Raw genomic sequence first — 15,071 nt, forward strand, 5'->3', positions numbered from 1 at the left:
CAATATTGCCAAGCGCCATTCAATTTGGTCACAATTCCGTTTAGAGTCGCGGTCTACGTGATCGGCGGCGGCATCGGAAACGGGGCACGGATGGCTTTTCTCAGATCCTTCGGCATGGGCAGACGCTCTGATGTCCTGATCTACGATCCGCATAAACTGTCGAGCCCGCAGGTCTTTCTGCTGACAATGATGATCTTCCTGGTCATCGTCGCCTTCATAGCCGCCATCCTGACCCGCCAGATCTCGACCGCCTTTGGCAGCAATCCCGGCCTCAACGGCCTGATCGTCGGCGTGTTGGTGGTCGGCATCCTGTTGGCCTTCGCTCAGGTCGGACGGCTGTTTCGCGAAGTGCGCTGGGTGAATTCGTTCCGTGCCGGCTCGGAGACCACCGAACCGGTGCTGCTGGCGCCGATGAAGGCGATGATCGGCCGCTCCTCGGCGACGGCCTTCTCGACCAGTTCAATGCGCACCATGCTCGATTCCATCGCCACGCGCCTCGACGAAAGCCGTGACACCTCGCGCTATCTCGTCGGCCTGCTGGTGTTCCTCGGCCTGCTCGGCACCTTCTGGGGTCTGTTGAACACCATCGCCTCGATCCGCGAGACCATCGAATCGCTCGATCCGGGTACTGGCGATGCCGCCGCGGTGCTCGATTCGCTGAAGCAAGGCCTCTCGGCGCCGCTGGCCGGCATGGGCACGGCCTTCTCGTCCTCGCTGTTCGGCCTGTCCGGCTCGCTGGTGCTCGGCTTCCTCGACCTGCAGGCCGGCCGCGCCCAGACGCGCTTCTACACTGAACTGGAAAACTGGCTGTCCTCGGTCACCGATCTGTCGTCCGACATCGTCGTCTCCGACCAGGCCAAGACCGAATCCTCGGACGAGATCCGGGTCTTGTCGGAAAGGCTGCGCAGCATGCAGGAGAATGGCGGCGGCTCCAATCCGCGCGTCGCCACCGCCATGGCCAATCTCGCCGACGGCATTTCCGGCCTGGTCAAGAACATGCGCTCGGAGCAGCAGATCATGCGCGACTGGGTCGAGGCCCAGTCCGACGAACAGAAGGCGATGCGCAACACGTTGGAAAAGATTGCCGACGCCCTGAAGAAGCCCGGGGTGCATTGACGTGGCGCTGGCGCGTGGACGGCGCACCGATCGCCGCATCGATTACTGGCCGGGCTTCGTCGACGCGCTGTCGACGCTGCTTCTGGCGATCATGTTCCTGCTCACCGTCTTCGTGCTGGCGCAGTTCCTGCTGGGCCGCGAAATCTCCGGCAAGGATACGGCGCTCTCGCGACTCAACTCGCAGATCAACGAGCTGACCCAGCTTCTGGCGCTGGAGCGCTCGACGGCACAGGACAAGGAAGATTCGCTCGCCAATCTGCAGGCATCGCTGTCAGCGGCGGAAGCGGAAAAGAGCCGGCTCGAACAATTGCTGGCGCAAGGTGCCGGCGCCGGAGACGCCGCCAACCAGCGTGCCGTAGCACTTTCGGGCGAACTCGACAGCCAGCGCCAGATCAGTCAGCAGGCGCTGAGCCAGGTCGAGATTCTCAACCAGCAGATTGCAGCACTGCGCAAGCAGATCGGGGCGCTCGAGGATGCGCTCAACGTCTCCGAAACCCGCGATCGTGATTCCAACACCAAGATCGCCGATCTCGGCCGCCGCCTGAACGTCGCACTGGCGCAGCGCGTCCAGGAATTGAACCGCTACCGCTCCGACTTCTTCGGCCGCTTGCGCGAGATCCTCGCCGACCGCGAGAACATCCGCATCGTCGGCGACCGCTTCGTCTTCCAGTCCGAAGTGCTGTTCCCGACCGGCTCCGAAGTGATCAACGATGCCGGCAAGGTGGAGATGAAGAAACTTGCCGACGCCATCATCGAATTGCAGAAGGAAATCCCGCCCGAGATCAACTGGGTGCTGCGCGTCGACGGCCATACCGACAACAAGCCGCTCTCCGGCACCGGCCGCTACCGCGACAACTGGGAGCTATCGACGGCGCGTTCGACCTCGGTGGTGAAGTTCCTGATCGAGAACGGCGTGCCGGCCAACCGCCTGGTCGCCGCCGGCTTCGGCGAGTTCCAGCCGCTCGACCCCGCCGACACCGAAGAGGCGCGCAACAAGAACCGGCGTATTGAACTGAAGCTCACCGAACGTTGATCCATCATCACGCGGCATCACGCGAATTTGTTCGCCGGCTCAACTCTAGGGCGTAGAGCGAGGCCGACAAGGCCTGAAAAGATTATCTTTTTTTAATTACACATCGTCGAATTGCGGTCCTAGCTTCCCCGCCTGGGCCGAGAACCGCCGGCGATGAACCCCATCGCGACGCGACGGAACCGGACGGCCCGCAGCCGGAGGGCAGGCGAGACAATCGCCGCCTTCCTCTTCAGGAGGAGAACGCGACGATGCGCTCTTTTTTTCCCAGCACCTCGCTTAGAACTGCAACACTCACGGCGGTCCTCATCGCCGTTCCGCTTGCCGGCGCCTATGCCGCGGGCCATCACAGAGGCGCTCTGGACGCCGGCGATCCGACCGACTTTACGGGGCCGCGCGTCGAAGGCCTCATCCAACAGGTTCAAGGCGTCCGCCAGGGCATAGTCGATGCAAGGCAGGCCAACAACATCACGCCCGCCGTCGCCGAACGCCTGGAAATGCGGACGGTCCGCATCAGTCAGGCGGCCGAGAAGATAGCGGCATCGGATCACGGCAGGATACCGGCCGCGCAATACCATGAGCTGCTGCGCCGTCTCGACAATGTCGACCAGCGCCTGAGGGCCGGTATTGGCAGCGATTTCCTGATGGGCGATGGCTCCGACGGCGGAAACTATCCGAACGGCTGAAAGCTTGGACACCAAGCTCTAGCACTTCGATCTCGCGCATGATTCCTTCCGAGATCCTGCGCCAGGAAAGGACCACCTGGCGCCCTCGGGGCCCCCTCTCCCGCGGGCGTCCTTTTTCCCTCAGCCCAGGTTGCTACCAGCCCAGGTTCCTGCCAGCCCAGTTTCCTACCAACCAAGCCAGACCGCAATCAGGGCGACGACCGCCGGCACGGTCTGAATGAACAGGATCTTGCGGCCAACCGTTGCCGCGCCATAGAGGCCGGCAATGGCCACGCACAACAGGAAGAAAACCTTGACCTGAAAACCGGCTGTCCCGAGGAAAAGCCCCCAGATCAGGCCGGCGGCGAGGAAGCCGTTGTAAAGACCCTGATTGGCGGCGAGCACCTTCGAGGCGCTGGCGAATTCCGGCTTCAGATTGAACGCCTTGTGCCCGCGCGGCGTGTCCCACAGCACCATTTCGAGATAGACGATGTAGACATGGATCAAGGCCACCAGTCCGACCAGGATGTTGCCGATCATGTTGTTCCCCCTTCAGGCGAGGCCAGCAGCATTTCACGCGTGACCTCACCTGTGCAAGATGCATCCGCCGCACAGTGCCGCAGGCTTGCAAACGCTTTTGCGTTGGTATCTTTTCGCGCCGTCCTCAATCACGGAAGCCGCCATGTCCTTTCAGAAACTCGATGATCTCGGTCACAAGCTCGAAGCGCTTGAGCATGCGCTGGCCATCCTCGGCGCTGACGAGGCCACCCACATGGCTGTCGGCGGCGGCGAGAAGCGCGCCGAGGCAATGTCGGCGCTGGCCGGCATGTACCACACCAGGGCAACGGCCCCGGAAATCGCCGACTGGCTCGCCGCGGCCGAACAGGAAGCGTTGAGTGAGGAGCAACGGGCCGCGGTCGCCGAATTGCGGCGACAGTACACCAACCTGACCTGCCTGCCGGTCGAGTTCGTCGAACGTCAGACCACCGCGCGCATGCGTTGCGAGCAGCTGTGGCGCGACCTGCGCGCCAAGAACGACTGGGCGGGCTTCCTGCCGGCGCTGGAGGGCGTGGTGGCGCTGGTGCGCGAAGAGGCGGCGCTGCGTGCCGACGTGCTCGGTCTTGCCCCTTATGACGCGCTCATGGAGCAATACGACCCCGGCAACCGCGCCGCCGACATCACGCCTGTCTTCACCGACCTCAAGGCTTTCCTGAAAGGCTTCGTGCCGGAGGCGCTGGCGATACAGGAAGCCCGGCTGCGCAAGCGCCCGCTGAAGCCGCTTTCGGGCACCTATGCGATCGACCGGCAACGCGAGCTCGGCCTTGCCATGATGACGGCGGTCGGCTTCGACCTCACGCATGGGTCGCTGTCGGTGTCGCACCATCCCTTCTGCGGCGGCGTGCCGAGCGACGTGCGCATCACCACCCGCTACAAGACCTCGGACTTCCTGTCGGCATTGATGGGCGTGCTGCACGAGACCGGCCATGCGCTGTATGAACAGAACCTGCCGAAGGCATGGGCGCACTGGCCGCTCGGCAAGGCGCGCGGCATGGCCGTGCATGAAAGCCAGAGCCTGTTCGTCGAAAAGCAGCTCGGCCGCAACCCGGCCTTCTGGCGCTGGGCGCTGCCGGTGGTCGAAAAGCATCTCGGCGAAGCCTGGTCGCTCGACGACATCCTGCCGCATGTGCATCACGTCGAGCGCGGCCTGATCCGTGTCGATGCCGACGAGGTGACCTACCCGCTGCATGTCATCCTGCGCTACGAGCTGGAGCAGGAGCTCGTCTCGGGCAGGCTGGAGGTGGCAGAACTGCCAGAAGCCTGGGACGCCAAGATGCGCGACTATCTCGGCCTCTCGACCATCGACAATCCGGCCGACGGGCCGATGCAGGACGTGCACTGGCCGGGTGCCGCCTTCGGCTACTTCCCCTCCTACACGCTGGGCGCGATGATGGCGGCGCAGCAATGGGCGGCGCTGACACGCGAGCATCCTGCCGCCGATGACGATCTCGCCAAAGGCAATTTCGCGTCAATCAACGCATGGCGTCGCGAAAAAATCTGGTCGCAGGGGTCTCGCTGGTCGACCCCGGACCTGCTCGAACGCGCCACCGGCGAAAAGCTCGACGCCAGCTATTTCGTCAACCATCTGAAGCAGCGATACGGAGCGGCTTGAGGGGAGGTCGGCACATCAGGAGGCAGATGTTTGCGACTACTCCGCCGCGCCCCTGAAGGCGCTGGCGCCGGTTTCGAACTGCAGCTTGGCCAGCCGCGCGTAGATGCCGCCCTTGGCGACGAGGCTCTGATGCGTGCCTTCCTCGACGATGCGGCCGCCATCCATGACCAGGATCCTGTCGGCCTTCAGCACCGTCGCCAGCCGGTGGGCAATGACGATGGTGGTGCGGCCCTGCATCAGGCGTTCCAACGCCATCTGCACCAGCGTCTCGCTTTCCGCGTCGAGCGCCGAGGTCGCCTCGTCGAGCAGCAGGATCGGCGCGTCGCGCAGGATGGCGCGAGCGATCGCCACCCGTTGGCGCTGGCCGCCGGACAGCGTCACCCCGCGCTCGCCGACCTGGCTGTCATAGCCTTTCTCGAGCTTGAGGATGAATTCGTCGGCGAGCGCATCCTTCGCCGCCGTCTCGATCTGGGCCTCACTGGCACCCGGCCGGCCAAAGCCGATATTGTCGCGCGCGCTTGCCGCGAAAATGGTGACGTCCTGCGGCACGATGGCGATGCGCTCGCGGACCGAAACCGGATCGGCTTCGCGCACATCGACGCCATCGATCAGGATCTTGCCGGTTTCAGGATCGTAGAAGCGCAGGATCAGCGAAAAGACCGTGCTCTTGCCGGCCCCTGATGGACCAACGATCGCCACCGTCTCGCCGGGCATGACCTGAAAGCTCAAGCCGTGCACGGCAGCGCGGTCGGGCCTTGCCGGATAGGAGAAGGAGACGTCATCGAAGGCGATCGCGCCCTTGGCGACGGCAGGCAGCGGCTTCGGATCGGCCGGCGCCTGGATTGCCGGCTTCTCGGCCAGGATCTCGGTCAGCCGTTCGGCAGCACCCGCCGCCTGTGCCAGCTCGCCCCAGACCTCGGACAGCGCGCCGAGCGCACCGGCGGCAAACACCGAATAGAGCAGGAACTGGCCGAGCGTGCCTGGCGACAGATTGCCGTCGAGCACGTCGCGCGAGCCGAACCACAGCACCGCCACGACGGACGAGAAGATGGTGAAAATGGCAAAGAAGGTGAGGAAGGAGCGCGCGAAGATCGAGGTACGCGCCGCCTCGAAAGCGGCTTCCACCGCGCCGGAGAAATGCCCGGTGACGAGCTTTTCATTGGTGAAGGCCTGCAAGGTGCGCACCGCGCCGATCTGTTCGCTGGCATAGGCGGTGGCATCGGCAAGTGTATCCTGCGCCTGCCGCGACTTGCGCCGCACCGAGCGGCCGAAGGCGACCAGCGGCAGCACGATGACCGGAATGGCCGCAATGACCAGGCCGGACAGTTTCGGGCTGGTGACGACCATCATCCCCAACGCGCCAAGGCCGAGAATGACGTTGCGCAGCGCCACCGATGCCGTCGCCCCGACCGCCGACTTGACCTGCGTCGTGTCTGCGGCGAGCCGCGACACGATCTCGCCCGACTGGGCGGTGTCGAAAAAGGACGGCGACAGCGTCGTCACATGGGTAAAAACATCGCGCCTGATATCGGCGACGACTCGCTCGCCGAGCGTGATGACGAAATAGTAGCGGCTGGCCGAGGCGGCCGCCAGCACGGCGGCCATCGCCACCAAGGCTGCGAAATATTCGGCGATGAAGATGGTGTTGGCCGACGAGAAACCATGATCGATCATGCGCCGCACGGCCAGCGGCAGCGCCAGCGTCGTTGCCGCGGCGATGACCAGCGAAATCAGCGCGCCGACGACGAGCGTGCGATAATGCGTGATATACGGGAACAGGCGCCTGAGCGGCTTGAGCGAGCGCCGGCGCTCGTCTGCGCTGCTGGTTTGCGCCATTCCTGCGTTTCCTCTAGCCGCCTCTCGGCTATGCGCCTCAATATATGCGCTTGCCGCGGCCTTGTGATTCAATTCCGGCTGATGTATAGGCTCGCCGACCGTTTTAGAAGCCGTGGCTCCTCAATAGCTGCGGCTTCGAGTTTTAAAAAGGGGCGCATCGACGCAGGCTTATGCCCGTCGGCAGCGCCGGCAAGCCAGGAACCGAACCATGAAGACCGACATCCATCCCGATTACCACACCATCAAGGTCGTCATGACCGACGGCACCGAATACATGACCCGTTCGACCTGGGGCAAGGAAGGCGATACGATGAACCTCGATATAGACCCGACCACCCACCCGGCCTGGACCGGCGGCCAGCAGACCCTGCTCGACCGCGGTGGTCGCTTGTCGAAGTTCAAGAAGCGTTTTGAAGGTTTCGGCCTCTAAGCCCGACGACCTTTTCGCAGATCGAAAAGCCCGCCCTTGTGGCGGGTTTTTTGTTGACCGCGAGTCGCCGTAGTGGGACGCAGTCGGCCAGGGAGAGCGATATGTCTATGCTCAACGACAAGCGGTGGTCCGGTCTCACGGGTGGGTACAAGGTTGTCTATGATCCCCGACCGGCGTTGCGAGCGCTGACCCTTCGGTATGATGACGAGACGGCGTGGGACGAACTTTGGAATGAATTGCATCATCAAGGCGATGTCGGAGACGCATCCTACGCCGCAATCCCAGAAATCGTTCGAATCTCTGCAGAACGCTCTCCAGTGAATTGGGGAGTCTACGGTCTGGCCGCGGTAATCGAAGAAGCGCGATTGCTCGACAGCCGAAACCCGCCAATTCCAGGTTGGATCGAACCGCACTACAAAGCCGCCTGGCAGTTGTTTTTCCATTTGGCGTTGCGAGATCTGGAAACTGAGGCCGACGAAGCGACAGTGACATATGCGTTGGCTGTTGTTGCGCTTCATCGAGGCAGTCTCGGCCTAGCCCGGATGGCAATGTGCACGGAGGACGAGCGCGCTGAAATGTTACGGAACTATCTCGGCCGCTAGCCTTACTCCGCCAACAGTTCCCGCAGCGCCATCCGCTTGTAAGCCGAGACCAGTCTGTCGCCCTCTTGCCTGTCGACCGAGATCGCCAGCCGGACGGCGGCCTCGCCCATCTGCCAGACCAGGAACGCCGTGGTTTCCAGCGCCGTCGGATCGGCTGCCGGCCGCAGCCGCTTCAGCACCGCGGTGAGGAATTCGGCGTTGGCCCGGCTGTCGGCGAGTTCGAGCTGGCGCAGCGCCTTGTCGGCCTGCGTGCCCGACCAGATGTCGCGCATCACCGGCTCGGCCAGGAACAGCCCGTAGTAGATATCGACCAGCTCCGAAAACGCTTGGCGCAGGCCTTCGGCGTCGCCGACATCGGCGAGTGCCGCCGAGATGCACGCCTGGCTTTCGGCGGTGTAGCGCTCGGCCAGCGCCCAGACGATCGCCCGCTTGTCCGGAAAGAACTGGTAGAGCGAGCCGATCGACACCCCTGCCCGTTCCGCCACTTCGCCCATGCGCATGGCGTCGCTGCCTTGCTCGGCAATCAGTGCCGAGGCAGCGGCGAGCATGCGTTCGACCCGCTCGCGGCTGCGCTGCTGGCTCGGCGCCCGGCGCGGCGAAGCAATCTGCTCCTGTGACGAAACCGGCGCTGTGTCTTCCATGTCTGTCTCCAGTGCCAACAAAATCGCTTGACTCGCAAAATACGAGGGTTTATCACGTTTTGCAAATGTGAGGATTACTCATGTTTTGAAACAGAGGAAACCAGCCATGAACAACACGACACCAAACCCCATCCTGATCCTCGGCGGCACCGGCAAGACCGGCCGCCGCCTTGCCGAGCGACTGACGGCGCATGGCGTGCCGGTGCGCATCGGCTCGCGTTCGGGCACCCCGCGCTTCGACTGGGAAGTCCCGGCGACCTGGGGCCCTGCAATGCAGGGCGTCAGCGCCGTCTACATCAGCTACTATCCCGATCTAGCGGTGCCGGGTGCCGCCGACGTGATCGGCGCCTTCGCCAGGCTTGCCGTACAGAACGGCATCACCCGGCTGGTGCTGCTGTCGGGGCGTGGCGAGGCAGAAGCCCAACGTTCCGAAGAGATGCTGAAGGCTTCTGGCGCCGACTGGACGATCCTGCGCTGCGCCTGGTTCTCGCAGAACTTCAGCGAAGGCTTTCTTGTCGAGCCCTTGGCTGAGGGCGAAGTGGCTTTGCCGGTCGGCAATGTCGGCGAGCCGTTTGTCGATGCCGATGACATCGCCGACGTCGCCTTTGCCGTGCTGACTGAGCCGGGGCATGCCGGCCAGCTCTACGAACTGACCGGGCCGCGGCTGCTGAGCTTCGCCGACGCCGTCGCCGAGATCGGAAAGGCCGCCGGGCGCGACATCCGCTTTGTCAGGATTTCGCATGACGAATTCACCGCCGCCGTGACCGCGCACGACCTGCCGCCCGAATTCGCCTGGTTGCTCAACGAGCTGTTCACCGAAGTGCTTGACGGCCGCAACGAGACGCTAGCCGACGGCGTCCAGCGCGTGCTTGGCCGCCAGCCAAGAGACTTCTCCGCCTACGCATATGAAACCGCAGCAACCGGCATCTGGAGCAACTGACATGATCAAGCTTCTTCCCACCCTTACCATCATTGCCGCAATCGGCTCGGGGGTCGTCGGCGGCGTGTTTTTCGCCTTTTCCAATTTCGTCATGGCGGCGCTTGCCCGACTGCCCGTCCCCAGCGGCATCGCGGCGATGAATTCGATCAACGTCACGGTGATCACCCCGACCTTCATGACGGCGCTTTTCGGTACCGGCCTGCTCTGTCTGGTGCTCATCGCCGCCGCCATCATGGGCTGGAGCCAGTCCGGCTCTTACTGGTTGCTTGCCGGCGCGGTGATCTACCTGATCGGCAACCCGATCGTGACCATGGTCTTCAACGTGCCGCTCAACGATGCGCTCGCCGCCGTCGACCCGGCCAGCAGCAACGGCGCCGCTGTGTGGGCGAACCATCTGAGCCAATGGGTGATGTGGAACCACGTCCGCACCATCACCGCCATCATGGCGATGGCCTGCTTCATTCTCTCATTGCTCTAAGCAACTCCAGGAAAAGTGCGTAGCCGTCCGGATTTGCGTCGAGACAAAGAGAGAAGCGTCCTACGAAAAGCAAAAGATCCCGCTCAGGCGGGGTCTTTTTGCGTATGACCCTTCCGGTCGGAATGGCCGAGATCGCGATCCGGGTCGATGACATCGCGGACCAGTTGCTTGAGCTTGGCCGCTTCCGGAAAGCCGCCGTCACGCTTGCGGTCCCAGATCAGCGTATCATTGCAGGAAATGGTGAAGATGCCGCCGGTGCCAGGCACCAGCGTCACTTCGCCCAGATCGGTGCCGAAGGTCGACAGCAGCTCCTGCGCCATCCAGCCGGCACGCAGCAGCCACTGGCACTGCGTGCAATAGGTGATGCGGATGGCGGGAAGCTGAGCTTCGCTCATGTCTCTGGCTGAGCTCCGCTCATGCCGCGCTGAGCTTGGCCATCGTCTCGTCGTCGACTTCGAAGTTGGCGTAGACGCTTTGAACGTCATCGTCATCCTCGAGCGTGGCGACCAGCTTCATCAGCGACTGTGCCCGATCCTCGTCGACCGGAACGCTGTTCTGCGGCTTCCAGATCGGCTTCACCGATTCAGCTTCGCCGAGCGAGGCCTCCAACGCCTTCGACACTTCGCCGAGATTCTCGAAAGCGCAGTAGATCGTGTGGCCTTCCTCATCGGATTCCACGTCATCGGCGGCGGCGTCGATCGCCGCGTCCATCACCTTGTCGGCGCTGCCGGCCGATGCCGGATAATAGATCTCGCCGGCACGATCCCACATGAACGACACCGAACCGGTTTCGCCCATCGCCCCGCCGGCCTTGGTGAAGGCGGCGCGCACGTTCGAGGCCGAACGGTTGCGGTTGTCGGTCAGTGCTTCGACGATGACCGCGACGCCGCCGGGTCCGTAGCCCTCATAACGCACGGCTTCGTAATTCTCGGCATCGCCCATCGAGGCCTTGTTGATGGCGCGCTGGATGTTGTCCTTCGGCATCGACACCGCCTTGGCGTTCTGCACGGCCAGGCGCAGGCGCGGGTTCATCGATGGATCGGGCGTCCCGCTTTTGGCGGCAACGGTGATTTCGCGCGCCAGCTTGGAAAACATTTTCGACCGCACCGCATCCTGGCGGCCCTTGCGGTGCATGATGTTCTTGAACTGTGAATGGCCAGCCATGGCACCCCTGTCGTCTTCTCGGCTAGAGCATCCCGAAGCGAGGTGATCTCACCTCGTCTTCTGCAAAATGCTCGAATTCAAAATTTCAGAGCGTCCCAGGTGCAACTCGTGGAAGCACGGCGTTCTCTGTCGGAATGGCCGGCTTATAGATAAATCGGCTCAATTCGTCCAGCCGCGAGGCCGCTGCAATCGCTCACGCCTCCAGGTCGGACTTCAGCCGGTCGATGATGCTGATCGCATGGCTGGCATACCGGCTGATCCAGCGATCCTACGCGACAGCGACAAATTCCAAGGTCTCGTGGCGCGGCTATGCTCTTGCCAACCTCAATGCCCCTCGCCGGACTTCGCTTTTCTCCGTCGCCGCGCTAGCATGTTGAGCCCTTCGACCAAGGCCGAGAAACCCATCGCCGCGTAGATGTAGCCCTTGGGCACATGGTAACCCATGCCGTCAGCGATCAGCGTCATGCCGATCATCAGCAGGAAGCCCAGCGCCAACATGACGATGCTCGGGTTCTTGGCGATGAAATTTGCCAGCGGTCCGGCCGCCAGCATCATCACGCTGACCGCGACGATCACGGCAATGTACATGATGGCGATCTCGTCGGTCATGCCGACGGCGGTGATGATCGAATCTATGGAGAAGACGAGGTCGAGCAGCAGGATCTGGAAGATCGCGCCGGCGAGGCTCATCTGCAGAGTCTCACCCAGCATCGTGTCCTGGTGATCGTCGGGATCGACCGTGTGATGGATCTCCTTGGTCGCCTTCCACACCAGGAACAGGCCACCGGCAATCAGGATCAGGTCGCGCCAGGAAAACCCGTGACCGAAGGCGGTGAACACCGGCGTCGTCAGCTGGACGATGATCGAAATCGTGGCCAGCAGCACCAGCCGCATGATCAGCGCCGCCGAGATGCCAAGCCGGCGGGCGCGCGCCCTTTGCACTTCCGGCAGCTTGTTGGTCAGGATCGAGATGAAGATCAGATTGTCGATGCCGAGCACGATCTCCAGCACCACCAGCGTCAGCAGCGCGACCCAGGCCGTTGGATCGGACACAAAGTGAAAATGCGGCGCCAGGAATTCGATGAGCTGCATGGAGGTCGTCCCCTCTACGATCTAGAGCAGTGTCGCCGGCAATTAGGTACTGCTTGCGTCCATATCAATGTCACGACCAGAAGGACGGTGCGGTTTCCTCCAGCCGCGGCCCGCGACGAAACGGCGCGATCCTCTCGGTCAGCCCGGTGCGGTCGGAAATATCGACGCCGACGCCGCACAATGTCGCCGGTCCGGTTGCTGCCTCGAAACGCCCTTTCGGCACTTTCGACAGGAACCGGTTGAGCGGTTCCTCCTTGTCCATGCCGAGCGAGGAATCATAGTCGCCGCACATGCCGGCGTCGGAAATGTACCCTGTGCCGCCATTGAGTATCTGGTGATCGCCGGTCGGCTGGTGCGTGTGGGTGCCGACGACGAGACTGGCGCGCCCATCGACGAAATGTGCAAAGCACATCTTTTCCGAGGTTGCCTCGGCGTGGAAGTCGATGATTACGGCATCCACCTGCTCGCCGAGCGGACAGGCGGCCAGTTCGCGCTCACCGGCCTGGAACGGATCGTCGAGTTCGGGGTGCATGAACACCCGGCCCATGATGTTGGCGACCAGCACGCGCGCACCGCTCCTGGCGATGTAGACGCCGGAGCCGCGTCCGGGCGTGCCCTTGGGGAAATTGGAGGGGCGCAGAAAGCGCTCTTCGCGCGGCGCGAAGGCCAGCGCGTCGCGCTGGTCCCAGACATGGTTGCCGGTGGTGACAACATCGGCGCCCGCCGCGATCGTTTCGCGAAAGATCTCTTCGGTGATGCCGAAGCCGCCGGCGGCATTCTCGCCGTTGACGATGACGAAATCGAGTTTGAAATCGGAGATCAGTCCCGGCAATTGTTCCCACACTGCCGTGCGTCCCGTTTTTCCAACCATGTCGCCGAGGAAGAGAAGTCTCATATGATCCCGCACCGAATGTCAGCGAAGCAAAAGCTGCATGACGTCTGTGAAAAGATCATGCGTCCATTTTGCTTGTCTACAATTTTGGCGCGAAGCGGCGCAACCCACTCTCCGTGAGTATTTCCGGGATGATGACGTCGTGGTCCTCATCCGGCACCAGCCCCACCTCCTGGCAATCGAAGGCAATGCCGATCAATCTGGGCGGCAGCCCCTTGTCAACCAGCTTGGCGATGGCGCGGTCGTAGTAGCCGGCACCATAGCCGATGCGATGGCCGCGCGCGTCGAAAGCGGCGAGCGGCACCAGCATCACCGTGGGGTCGAGCACTTCGGCCTCCTCATGCGGGCCGACAGTGCCGAAACCCATCTCGACCATCGGCGCGCCCCGCACGAGCTCGCGAAAGACGATGGTGGTCTTGTCGAGGATCGCCGGCAGGCAAAGCCTGGCTCCCTTCTCGCGCAACGCGAACATCAACGGCCGGACGTCGACTTCCGAGCGCATCGGCCAGAAGCCCGAGACGATCTGACTCGGCTCGACAGCGAGGTGATCGCGTGCCGTCTCGGCCATTTCGAGGGCGATCTCCACCCGCCAGAATTCATCGAGCGCGTCTCGACGCCCGAGTGCCTCGAGGCGAAGCTGCTTTTTCAGGTGTTTTGAGGATGTCATGCGCAGACGATAGAAAAAGTCAGATTTGGGTGGAGTTTTAGGAGCGACGTTTTCTACCGCATCATCCACCGAAAGACATGGATGCGTTGCGAAAAGTGACGATCCACACAACCGGTGGAGAGAGCGATCCCGGGAACCTACAAAGTAGGTGGGCGCCGTGTGAGAAAACCCACGGGTCTTCCCAGGGACAGCTCCCTAAGGATCGTTAAGGCCCCGGGGAAAATGTTCTCCTGCCGGGAAGCACAGACCGTCCCGACATATATAGGCCGCTAGCCAGCCAAGCACCAGAGAGATGACATTCTTTCCGTGGCGGATCCGCGCCCCTCGCCGCCGCCGACAAGCCACCCTTGCACAGGCGGAGCCGCGTCCTTACGGTCGTCATGACCAACCAAGAGCAATTCCAGGAAAAGTGTGGACGGTTTTCCGTCCGGAATTGCGTCAAAACAAAGAGATAGAGCGGTTCGACGTTTCCGTGAAACGGCGAACCACTCTAAGGAGCAAAAATGCGTTTCGAAGGCACGGCGGCCTATGTCGCCGACAAGGATCTGATGGTGGCGGTCAACGCCGCGATCGCGCTGGAACGGCCCCTGCTGGTCAAGGGCGAGCCCGGCACCGGCAAGACCGAACTCGCCAGGCAAGTTGCGGCAGCCCTTGGCCTCGACCTGATAGAATGGCACGTCAAGTCGACCACCAGGGCGCAGCAGGGCCTTTACGAATACGATGCCGTGTCGCGGCTGCGCGATAGCCAGCTCGGCGACGAGCGCTTCAACGACATCAGGAACTACATCAAGCGCGGTAAGCTTTGGGAGGCGTTCTCGGCCGGCAAGAAGGTCGTGCTTCTGATCGACGAGATCGACAAGGCCGATATCGAGTTCCCCAACGATTTGTTGCAGGAACTCGATCGGATGGAGTTCTTCGTCTACGAGACCGGCGAGACCATTCGCGCCGCGGTCAGGCCGATCGTCATCATCACCTCCAACAACGAGAAGGAACTGCCGGACGCCTTCCTGCGCCGCTGCTTCTTCCACTACATCCGCTTTCCCGACGTCGAGACGCTGCACAAAATCGTCGACGTGCACTATCCCGGCATCAAGCAGAACCTGGTGCGGGCGGCGCTGACCCAGTTCTACGAGATCCGCGAGGTGCCCGGCCTGAAGAAGAAGCCGTCGACCTCGGAAGCGCTCGACTGGATCCGCCTACTGGTCGCCGACGACATCGCGCCGGAAGACCTGCGCGCCGACCCGAAGAACGCATTGCCCAAGCTGCATGGCGCGCTTCTGAAGAACGAACAGGACGTGCATCTGTTCGAGCGGCTAGCCTTCATGGCGAGGCGGCAGGGCTAAGACTG

At 62.7% G+C, this 15,071-nt stretch carries 17 protein-coding genes and 1 other RNA gene; 9 read left to right on the forward strand and 9 right to left on the reverse strand.

Going from position 1 to position 15,071, the window contains the following annotated elements:
* Nucleotides 1–90 precede the first annotated feature (90 nt).
* From AC1D2G_RS00200 to AC1D2G_RS00210, 3 genes are all read left to right on the forward strand, one after another.
* Entirely contained in the window at nucleotides 91–1,116 is a 1,026-nt protein-coding gene (locus tag AC1D2G_RS00200; RefSeq protein WP_095084237.1) for a MotA/TolQ/ExbB proton channel family protein, read from the forward strand.
* Nucleotide 1,117: 1 nt separating this feature from the next.
* Nucleotides 1,118–2,149: a peptidoglycan -binding protein gene (locus tag AC1D2G_RS00205; protein WP_095084236.1), complete on the forward strand. Its 1,032-nt coding sequence runs from the start codon at nucleotides 1,118–1,120 to the stop codon at nucleotides 2,147–2,149.
* Nucleotides 2,150–2,397: 248 nt separating this feature from the next.
* On the forward strand, nucleotides 2,398–2,832 hold the full coding sequence (locus tag AC1D2G_RS00210) for a hypothetical protein (RefSeq protein WP_477227681.1): 435 nt from the start codon (nucleotides 2,398–2,400) through the stop codon (nucleotides 2,830–2,832).
* Nucleotides 2,833–2,997: 165 nt separating this feature from the next.
* Here AC1D2G_RS00210 and AC1D2G_RS00215 read toward each other — a convergent pair whose 3' ends face one another.
* Nucleotides 2,998–3,351 carry a DUF1304 domain-containing protein gene (locus AC1D2G_RS00215; RefSeq protein WP_457154390.1) on the reverse strand — a complete coding sequence of 118 codons (354 nt, stop codon included), beginning with the start codon at nucleotides 3,349–3,351 and terminating at the stop codon, nucleotides 2,998–3,000.
* Between the two features lie 142 nt (nucleotides 3,352–3,493).
* Here AC1D2G_RS00215 and AC1D2G_RS00220 point away from each other — a divergent pair, with 142 nt between their 5' ends.
* The gene (locus tag AC1D2G_RS00220; RefSeq protein WP_477300020.1) at nucleotides 3,494–4,981 is read left to right on the forward strand and encodes a carboxypeptidase M32; all 1,488 of its coding nucleotides are present in this window, start codon (nucleotides 3,494–3,496) and stop codon (nucleotides 4,979–4,981) included.
* Nucleotides 4,982–5,017: 36 nt separating this feature from the next.
* Here AC1D2G_RS00220 and AC1D2G_RS00225 read toward each other — a convergent pair whose 3' ends face one another.
* A complete protein-coding gene (locus tag AC1D2G_RS00225) occupies nucleotides 5,018–6,817 on the reverse strand; it encodes an ABC transporter transmembrane domain-containing protein (RefSeq protein ID WP_477411493.1) in 1,800 nt (599 codons plus the stop codon).
* 208 nt (nucleotides 6,818–7,025) lie between these two features.
* Between AC1D2G_RS00225 and rpmE the strand changes: the two genes are divergently transcribed.
* Both rpmE and AC1D2G_RS00235 read left to right on the forward strand, forming a co-directional pair.
* Nucleotides 7,026–7,247, forward strand: a complete 222-nt coding sequence (gene rpmE / locus AC1D2G_RS00230; RefSeq protein WP_006327661.1) for a 50S ribosomal protein L31 — start codon at nucleotides 7,026–7,028, stop codon at nucleotides 7,245–7,247.
* A gap of 101 nt (nucleotides 7,248–7,348) precedes the next feature.
* Nucleotides 7,349–7,849, forward strand: coding sequence for a hypothetical protein (locus tag AC1D2G_RS00235; RefSeq protein WP_477411494.1), 501 nt, complete (start codon nucleotides 7,349–7,351; stop codon nucleotides 7,847–7,849).
* 2 nt (nucleotides 7,850–7,851) lie between these two features.
* On the opposite strand, the gene AC1D2G_RS00240 is transcribed toward AC1D2G_RS00235, so the two are convergent.
* Nucleotides 7,852–8,490 carry a TetR family transcriptional regulator gene (locus AC1D2G_RS00240; RefSeq protein ID WP_477411495.1) on the reverse strand — a complete coding sequence of 213 codons (639 nt, stop codon included), beginning with the start codon at nucleotides 8,488–8,490 and terminating at the stop codon, nucleotides 7,852–7,854.
* Nucleotides 8,491–8,596: 106 nt separating this feature from the next.
* Between AC1D2G_RS00240 and AC1D2G_RS00245 the strand changes: the two genes are divergently transcribed.
* Nucleotides 8,597–9,430: an NAD(P)H-binding protein gene (locus tag AC1D2G_RS00245; protein WP_477411496.1), complete on the forward strand. Its 834-nt coding sequence runs from the start codon at nucleotides 8,597–8,599 to the stop codon at nucleotides 9,428–9,430.
* A 1-nt stretch (nucleotide 9,431) separates the two neighbouring features.
* Nucleotides 9,432–9,908, forward strand: a complete 477-nt coding sequence (locus AC1D2G_RS00250; protein ID WP_477411497.1) for an anthrone oxygenase family protein — start codon at nucleotides 9,432–9,434, stop codon at nucleotides 9,906–9,908.
* 83 nt (nucleotides 9,909–9,991) lie between these two features.
* Here the strand turns inward: AC1D2G_RS00250 and AC1D2G_RS00255 are convergent, their stop codons facing one another.
* The 6 genes from AC1D2G_RS00255 to ssrS all read right to left on the reverse strand — a co-directional run bounded on the left by AC1D2G_RS00255 (nucleotide 9,992) and on the right by ssrS (nucleotide 13,975).
* On the reverse strand, nucleotides 9,992–10,303 hold the full coding sequence (locus AC1D2G_RS00255; RefSeq protein ID WP_095084229.1) for an Rdx family protein: 312 nt from the start codon (nucleotides 10,301–10,303) through the stop codon (nucleotides 9,992–9,994).
* A gap of 19 nt (nucleotides 10,304–10,322) precedes the next feature.
* Nucleotides 10,323–11,072 carry a YebC/PmpR family DNA-binding transcriptional regulator gene (locus tag AC1D2G_RS00260; protein WP_477411498.1) on the reverse strand — a complete coding sequence of 250 codons (750 nt, stop codon included), beginning with the start codon at nucleotides 11,070–11,072 and terminating at the stop codon, nucleotides 10,323–10,325.
* 324 nt (nucleotides 11,073–11,396) lie between these two features.
* The gene (locus AC1D2G_RS00265) at nucleotides 11,397–12,164 is read right to left on the reverse strand and encodes a TerC family protein (RefSeq protein WP_477411499.1); all 768 of its coding nucleotides are present in this window, start codon (nucleotides 12,162–12,164) and stop codon (nucleotides 11,397–11,399) included.
* A gap of 70 nt (nucleotides 12,165–12,234) precedes the next feature.
* A complete protein-coding gene (locus AC1D2G_RS00270; protein WP_477411500.1) occupies nucleotides 12,235–13,059 on the reverse strand; it encodes a TIGR00282 family metallophosphoesterase in 825 nt (274 codons plus the stop codon).
* A 76-nt stretch (nucleotides 13,060–13,135) separates the two neighbouring features.
* Entirely contained in the window at nucleotides 13,136–13,723 is a 588-nt protein-coding gene (locus tag AC1D2G_RS00275) for a 5-formyltetrahydrofolate cyclo-ligase (RefSeq protein WP_477411501.1), read from the reverse strand.
* 96 nt (nucleotides 13,724–13,819) lie between these two features.
* A non-coding RNA gene (ssrS, locus tag AC1D2G_RS00280) (6S RNA) lies at nucleotides 13,820–13,975 on the reverse strand.
* Between the two features lie 251 nt (nucleotides 13,976–14,226).
* Here ssrS and AC1D2G_RS00285 point away from each other — a divergent pair.
* On the forward strand, nucleotides 14,227–15,066 hold the full coding sequence (locus AC1D2G_RS00285; protein WP_095084224.1) for an AAA family ATPase: 840 nt from the start codon (nucleotides 14,227–14,229) through the stop codon (nucleotides 15,064–15,066).
* Nucleotides 15,067–15,071 lie beyond the last annotated feature (5 nt).

It is taken from the genome of Mesorhizobium sp. P2_C7, from assembly GCF_056404515.1.

Bases quoted from the DNA above. Each gene is read 5' to 3' on its own strand.
- AC1D2G_RS00200 (WP_095084237.1), top strand. From the start codon at position 91: ATGGCTTTTCTCAGATCCTTCGGCATGGGCAGACGCTCTGATGTCCTG.
- AC1D2G_RS00210 (WP_477227681.1), top strand. From the start codon at position 2,398: ATGCGCTCTTTTTTTCCCAGCACCTCGCTTAGAACTGCAACACTCACG.
- AC1D2G_RS00215 (WP_457154390.1), bottom strand. From the start codon at position 3,351: ATGATCGGCAACATCCTGGTCGGACTGGTGGCCTTGATCCATGTCTAC.
- AC1D2G_RS00220 (WP_477300020.1), top strand. From the start codon at position 3,494: ATGTCCTTTCAGAAACTCGATGATCTCGGTCACAAGCTCGAAGCGCTT.
- AC1D2G_RS00225 (WP_477411493.1), bottom strand. From the start codon at position 6,817: ATGGCGCAAACCAGCAGCGCAGACGAGCGCCGGCGCTCGCTCAAGCCG.
- rpmE (WP_006327661.1), top strand. From the start codon at position 7,026: ATGAAGACCGACATCCATCCCGATTACCACACCATCAAGGTCGTCATG.
- AC1D2G_RS00235 (WP_477411494.1), top strand. From the start codon at position 7,349: ATGTCTATGCTCAACGACAAGCGGTGGTCCGGTCTCACGGGTGGGTAC.
- AC1D2G_RS00240 (WP_477411495.1), bottom strand. From the start codon at position 8,490: ATGGAAGACACAGCGCCGGTTTCGTCACAGGAGCAGATTGCTTCGCCG.
- AC1D2G_RS00245 (WP_477411496.1), top strand. From the start codon at position 8,597: ATGAACAACACGACACCAAACCCCATCCTGATCCTCGGCGGCACCGGC.
- AC1D2G_RS00250 (WP_477411497.1), top strand. From the start codon at position 9,432: ATGATCAAGCTTCTTCCCACCCTTACCATCATTGCCGCAATCGGCTCG.
- AC1D2G_RS00255 (WP_095084229.1), bottom strand. From the start codon at position 10,303: ATGAGCGAAGCTCAGCTTCCCGCCATCCGCATCACCTATTGCACGCAG.
- AC1D2G_RS00260 (WP_477411498.1), bottom strand. From the start codon at position 11,072: ATGGCTGGCCATTCACAGTTCAAGAACATCATGCACCGCAAGGGCCGC.
- AC1D2G_RS00265 (WP_477411499.1), bottom strand. From the start codon at position 12,164: ATGCAGCTCATCGAATTCCTGGCGCCGCATTTTCACTTTGTGTCCGAT.
- AC1D2G_RS00270 (WP_477411500.1), bottom strand. From the start codon at position 13,059: ATGAGACTTCTCTTCCTCGGCGACATGGTTGGAAAAACGGGACGCACG.
- AC1D2G_RS00275 (WP_477411501.1), bottom strand. From the start codon at position 13,723: ATGACATCCTCAAAACACCTGAAAAAGCAGCTTCGCCTCGAGGCACTC.
- AC1D2G_RS00285 (WP_095084224.1), top strand. From the start codon at position 14,227: ATGCGTTTCGAAGGCACGGCGGCCTATGTCGCCGACAAGGATCTGATG.